Origin of the sequence: Ruminococcus champanellensis 18P13 = JCM 17042 (assembly GCF_000210095.1) — a bacterium.
In the GTDB taxonomy this organism is placed as follows: domain Bacteria; phylum Bacillota; class Clostridia; order Oscillospirales; family Ruminococcaceae; genus Ruminococcus_F; species Ruminococcus_F champanellensis.
The window spans coordinates 101,510-106,504 of the sequence record NC_021039.1; the positions used below are offsets into that span (position 1 = coordinate 101,510).

Annotated in this window: 3 protein-coding genes and 1 pseudogene; 2 read left to right on the plus strand and 2 right to left on the minus strand. The window is 55.3% G+C overall.

Features of this window, described 5'->3' with window-relative positions:
• Positions 1-513: pseudogene (locus RUM_RS00430) on the plus strand (carbohydrate binding domain-containing protein); the annotation flags it as partial.
• Between the two features lie 51 nt (positions 514-564).
• Here the strand turns inward: RUM_RS00430 and RUM_RS00435 are convergent.
• Together RUM_RS00435 and adhE are read right to left on the minus strand one after the other, a co-directional pair.
• Entirely contained in the window at positions 565-1,314 is a 750-nt protein-coding gene (locus RUM_RS00435; RefSeq protein ID WP_015557268.1) for a phosphotransferase family protein, read from the minus strand.
• Between the two features lie 15 nt (positions 1,315-1,329).
• Complete coding sequence (gene adhE / locus RUM_RS00440; protein WP_015557269.1) at positions 1,330-3,930, minus strand: bifunctional acetaldehyde-CoA/alcohol dehydrogenase; 2,601 nt, start codon at positions 3,928-3,930, stop codon at positions 1,330-1,332.
• Positions 3,931-4,295: 365 nt separating this feature from the next.
• On the opposite strand from adhE, the gene RUM_RS00445 reads away from it, so the two are divergent.
• Positions 4,296-4,862 (plus strand): zinc ribbon domain-containing protein, encoded by a 567-nt coding sequence (locus tag RUM_RS00445; protein WP_015557270.1) that lies wholly within the window; start codon positions 4,296-4,298, stop codon positions 4,860-4,862.
• The last annotated feature ends 133 nt before the right edge of the window (positions 4,863-4,995 follow it).

The following is a 4,995-nucleotide window of genomic DNA, read 5'->3' on the forward strand; positions in this document are numbered from 1 at the left end:
GATGAGTACCATCCTCACGCCGAGGGGGCAAAGCTGATCTCTGACTGCATCGGCTATTTCTACCGGCAGGCGCTGAAAACCGAAAACCGGAGCGAGCCATATGTGCTGCCGGATACCTCCGTGTACGGCACGGAGTATACCACCGCCACCATTGTGCCCCTGGATCAGCTCAACAGCTTCAACAGCGGCTCCTTCCAGAAGGGGAATGGCTACGGCACGCTGCCCTATGGGCTTACCTTTGCAAAGAACAGTGCCAATACCCCCATGACCTTTTCAACCCAGGGCAAGGGCATTTTCCTGGTGTACAAGGCAAATTCCAGCGGCATGGGCACCGTTCAGATCAACGTCAACGGCAAGCAGTCCACCATCAGCGGCAATAAGCAGTATACCTGGGGCGGTCCGGATGCGGATCTGGCATACATCCAGGATACCACCGGAACATTGAATGTGTCCATCAACATGCAGAACGCTTCCTCTGATTTCACCATCTGGGGCATCGGCGTGATTCAGTAAATACGCAAAAAAGCAGTCCATCCGGACTGCTTTTTCTATCATCAGGCTGCCTTACTCGTATTCCACCACGTCCGCCCATTTCAGCAGAAAGTCCCGTTCCTCCGGTTTGCCCTTCACGGACTGGGAGGCGGCAACGATGGGGAGCCATTTCTGCACATACTGCTTGGCGGTATTGCTGCGCAGGCAGTACAACCGCAGGTACTGCTCCGCAAGCTGCTCCTGTCCCTTGAGCATGAACAGCAGGTAGGTTCTGGCAGCGTCCGCACTGGCGTTGCCCTGCGTGGCATGCGCCCAGTCGATCACATAGGACTTGCCCGCCGGAGTGATGATGATATTGCTGGGGTTAAAATCCCCGTGACACACCTTGTTGTGCTTGGGCATGCCCTCCAGCCGCGTGTGCAGCTCATACCGGGTGGTGGCATCCAGGGAGGTTTCCGAGATCTTCCGGTTCATTTTATCCTTTAGCTTGGTCAGCAGGGGCGCACGTTGTTCGTGAATGTGGAGCTGGATGCCTACGAACTGCTCCAGCAGCTCGTTCATCCGTTCCGGCTCCTCCTGCATGATCTGGCTCATGGTCTTTCCCTCAATGAAATCCGACACGATCGCCCACTTGCCGTCCAGCTTTGTGACTTCCAGGATCCGGGGAATGTCCAGACCGGTTTCCTCCACCCTTGCCTGGTTCAGCGCTTCGTTCAGCACATCCGCCTTGGAGTAATCCTCGTTGAATACCTTAATGGCTTTGTCCCCGTCCCGGTATACGGTTTTGATATTGCGCACTGCAACCACATTGTTCAGATTCATACGTCCTGTCCTCCCTTATTTTCCGTAATATGCGTTCAGATACATCTGCTTGATCTCGGACATCAGCGGGTACCGGGGATTTGCACCGGTGCACTGGTCATCAAAAGCCTGTTCGGTCATGGCATCCAGGCTTTCCAGGAACGCTGCTTCATCGATGCCGTAATCCCGGATGGTTTTCCTGATACCGATCTGTTCCTTCAGCTGGTCCAGCTTTGCAATGAGTCCCTCCAGCTTTTCTGTGTCATCCTTGCCGGAAATGTGCAGGAACTCTGCAATTTCCGCATACCGTGCCAGGGTGTGGGGATGGTCGTACTGGGGGAAGGTGCCCATTTTGGTGGGAACCTCCGCTGCATTGAACCGGAGCACCTCATCCAGCATCAGCGCATTGGCAATGCCGTGAGGCAGGTGGTGGAAGGCGCCCAGCTTATGTGCCATGCTGTGGCATACCCCCAGAAAGGCATTGGCAAATGCCATGCCTGCCATGGTTGCGGCGTTTGCCATTTTCTCACGGGCTGCCGGATCCTCTGCGCCCTTTTCATAGGCACGGGGCAGGTAGTCAAAGATGGTCTGGATCGCCTTCAGCGCCAGGCCGTCCGTGTAATCCGTTGCCATGACGGAAGCATATGCTTCCAGTGCATGGGACATAGCGTCAATGCCGGAGGCGGAGGTAAGACCCTTGGGCGCATGCATCATCAGATCCGCATCCACAATGGCCATGTTGGGCATCAGCTCATAATCCGCCAGGGGATACTTGGTGCCGGTGGCTTCGTCAGTAATCACCGCAAAGGGTGTCACCTCAGAGCCGGTACCGGCGGAGGTGGGGATGGCAATAAAGGATGCCTTTTCTCCCATGTGGGGGAAGGTGTAGATCCGCTTGCGGATGTCGGAGAACCGCATTGCCATATCCAGAAAATCAGCGTCCGGATGCTCGTACAGCACCCACATGATCTTTGCCGCATCCATGGCGGAGCCGCCTCCCACTGCAATGATGCAGTCCGGCGCAAAGGCGGTCATGGCTTTGGTGCCTTCCTTTGCGCATGCAAGGGTGGGATCCGGCGCCACGTCAAAGAAGGTGGCGTGGCGGATGCCCAGTTCGTCCAGCTTATCGGTAATGGGCTTGGTGTAGCCGTTCTGATACAGGAAGGAGTCGGTAACGATGAACGCCTTCTGCTTGTGCATTACTGCGCCCAGTTCCTCCAGCGCCACCGGCAGGCAGCCCTTTTTGATATAGATCTTCTGGGGTGCACGGAACCAAAGCATGTTCTCTCTCCTTTCTGCCACGGTCTTGATGTTCAGCAGGTGCTTGATGCCCACATTTTCGGATACGGAGTTGCCGCCCCAGGAGCCGCATCCCAGGGTCAGGGAGGGAGCCAGCTTGAAGTTGTACAGATCCCCGATGCCCCCGTGGGAGGAGGGGGTGTTGATGAGAATCCGGCAGGTTTTCATGCATGCGCTGAACCGGGCGATCTTGTCCTGACCGGTGACTGTGTCCACATACAAAGAGGAGGTATGCCCATAGCCTCCGTCGGCGATCAGATGCTCCGCCTTGTCCAGAGCATCCTGGAAGTCCGCCGCCTTGTACATGGCAAGCACAGGGGACAGCTTTTCGTGGGCGAATTCCTCGCTGATGTCCACGCTTTCCACCTCGCCAATGAGGATCTTGGTATGCTCCGGCACAGCGACACCTGCCAGCTCGGCAATCCGGTATGCAGGCTGTCCCACGATCTTGGCATTCAGCGCTCCGTTGATGAGAATGGTCTTGCGTACCTGTTCGGTTTCCTCCGGGCTCAGGAAGTAGCAGCCCCGCTTTTGGAATTCCTGCTTCACGGCGTCATAGATGGATTCCAGTACGATCACCGACTGCTCCGATGCACAGATCATACCGTTGTCAAAGGTCTTGGAATGGATCACGGAGTTGACCGCCAGCAGGATATCCGCCGTATCGTCAAAAATGGCAGGGGTATTGCCGGCACCCACTCCAATGGCAGGCTTGCCGCTGGAGTATGCAGCGTGTACCATACCGGGGCCGCCGGTTGCAAGGATGATGTCCGCCTCCTTCATGACCATGTTGGTCAGATCCAGACTGGGCACATCGATCCAGCCAATGATGCCCGCCGGCGCTCCGGCAGCAACAGCCGCCTCCAGTACCACCTTTGCCGCTGCAATGGTAGAATGCTTGGCACGGGGGTGGGGACTGATGATGATGCCGTTCCGGGTTTTCAATGCAAGCAGGGTCTTAAAAATCGCGGTGGATGTGGGGTTGGTGGTGGGGATCACCGCAGCGATCACCCCGATGGGCTCGGCGATTTTTTTGATGCCGTAAGCCGCATCCTCCTCCACCACGCCGCAGGTCTTGGCGTTTTTATATGCGTTGTAGATGTACTCCGCCGCATAGTGGTTCTTGATGACCTTGTCCTCTACAACACCCATGCCGGTTTCCTCTACAGCCTGCTTTGCCAGGGGGATCCGCTGCTTGCATGCGGCAAGGGCGGCTGCCCGGAAGATGGCGTCCACCTGTTGCTGGGAGTAGGTGGAAAACTGGGTCTGTGCCTTGCGGATTTCCCGGAGCTTTGCCTCCAGAGCCTCCACGCTGTCAACAATACGGTTTTCGTTCATACTGCACACTCCTTTTTCTGAGAAGGGGGTACTGGAAACGGGTGCCCGTTTCCGCTTATGGCTAGTATATCCCGCAAGTTTGTGAATATTTTAACACATAAAAGGGAACAAAAACGCAAAAGGAACGCATATTCCAATTGCGGGATCGCGGCATGCACACTTCCTTACCGCTTGCTTATAGACTATCATATTCCAAGCAAAAATGCAATGACGGAAACGTACATTTTTTCGACTTATTATGTTGATTATTGTACAAAATGCACATACCTGAGCATCAAATTCCGGATTGACAATCCGGCAGATTCGTGGTAAACTACAGATAGGAGCAGGATGCCAAGAGCATCCCGGACAAGGAGGAACTGACTATGGCAGATATGAGTAATTTTTTCGATAAGGTAAAGGAGAGTGCAGCCAATGCGGCTGCTGCAACCGGCAAGGCAGTGAAGGGTGCATCCAACAGCGCAAAGAAGATGGCAGAAACCGCAAAGCTGAAGCACGAGATTTCCGGGCTGGAGGATAAGACCGCCGGTGTGTTCCGGGAGATCGGAGAGCTGTTCTACACCAGAAGCAATGGAGAAGCGGATGAGGCATATGCGGAGCTGTTCGCAAAGGTTGCAGAGACCCGGAAGGAGATTGAGCAGAAGCAGGCAGAGCTGAGCCAGCTGGAAAACAGTGCGACCTGTCCTGCATGCGGCAAGCGGGTTAAGTCCAGTGCGGTGTTCTGCTCCTATTGCGGTGCAAAGGTCAAGCAGGAGGAACCGGCAGAAGAATCTGTTGCTGAGACACCTGACAAGAGTCATTGTCCCGCATGTGGTGCGGAAACCGTTGCAGACGCAGTATTCTGTCCGGCATGCGGCGCACGCATGACCCCGGCAGAGGATGTGGTAGATGTCCCCAAGGAGGACGTAACCGTAGAGCCTGCAAAGGAATAAACATGGAGGAGCCGTGGAAACGCCAGGCATTCCGGATCCTACAGCAAAGGCAGCTTTAGCTGCATGAATAACACCAAGTGGAACGAACTCCGCAATGCGATGCGGTTGGAAATGCCCTTTCCACCGCTCTTTA

Coding starts and splice junctions, on each gene's coding strand:
- RUM_RS00445 (WP_015557270.1), top strand. CDS start 4,296: ATGGCAGATATGAGTAATTTTTTCGATAAGGTAAAGGAGAGTGCAGCC.
- adhE (WP_015557269.1), bottom strand. CDS start 3,930: ATGAACGAAAACCGTATTGTTGACAGCGTGGAGGCTCTGGAGGCAAAG.
- RUM_RS00435 (WP_015557268.1), bottom strand. CDS start 1,314: ATGAATCTGAACAATGTGGTTGCAGTGCGCAATATCAAAACCGTATAC.